The sequence below is a fragment of the Rhodococcus sp. P4_F3_2 genome (genome assembly GCF_056401335.1).
Genome location: NZ_JBFUJN010000098.1, coordinates 1 through 875, shown reverse-complemented (window position 1 = coordinate 875; position 875 = coordinate 1). Strand labels below are relative to the sequence as shown.

The 875-nt window shown below is 31.9% G+C and carries 1 protein-coding gene; it reads left to right on the top strand.

The window, feature by feature from the left end; all coding sequences use genetic code 11:
• Nucleotides 1-297: 297 nt before the first annotated feature.
• Nucleotides 298-875, top strand: a 578-nt coding sequence (locus tag AC1DWA_RS32915) for a suppressor of fused domain protein (protein WP_477917607.1), incomplete at its 3' end; no start/stop codon positions are given.

Below are 875 nucleotides of genomic sequence, written 5' to 3'. Positions count from 1 at the left end.
CGCAAGAGAGCATGGTGGATGTTCTGGAAAAATTAAAAATAAGCTAAAAGGTTGCATAGCTACTACAACCTTTGAGCAAACTACTCAGGATGTTTCCGAGCATCACCTGACAAGTAGTGATACGTAAAGCAAAAAAACTCCCGACCGTCTGTGGAGTTTTTTTGCTTTTTAAACTGTATATAACATAAAAGGTTAATTAACATAATCAACATTATCGGAAATAATGAAATTTTTCTTATCTTAAAGTACTCTTATAATAAATATAAGAGTATTTAGGACAGATAAGGAGAGAATAGCTTGCTGCATAGACTTAAGAAATTAAAAAACACAGAGATTTATAGTACTTATTGTGACTCTTTCGGAACCCCTTCTCGTATATACAAGTGTCAGTGGCAAGAATCCTTGCTTGAAGAGATAGAAAATAGTCAAGTATCCAATGATAAAGATAGTTTATTTATTATAGAATTTTCGCCACAGAACGACAGACCCGTTTGGACATACATTACAATTGGTATGTCTAAACAGAAAATGATAAATGGCCTCAGGTCTGAATTAATTTGGCTTAATGAAAAATCAAATCAAGAAATTATAGAATTATTGGTTGGTCTATCTAAATACCCTTTCTATGACCATACATCTTTGGATTATGGACAAACTATTTCTAACTCTGAAACACATTCATCTTTTAACATGAATAGTCTTTTGATATGCCCTCCTATAATGGAGACAGAAAACACAGCCCACCTCCTAGATATTTTTGATAAAAAAAGTATTGAACTATTTTGGCTATTGCCCATTCATCAAGAAGAAAAGAACTTTATAAAAGACAAGCAAGACTTTACAAAATTATTAGAGTTATGGATTGAAAAAGATAT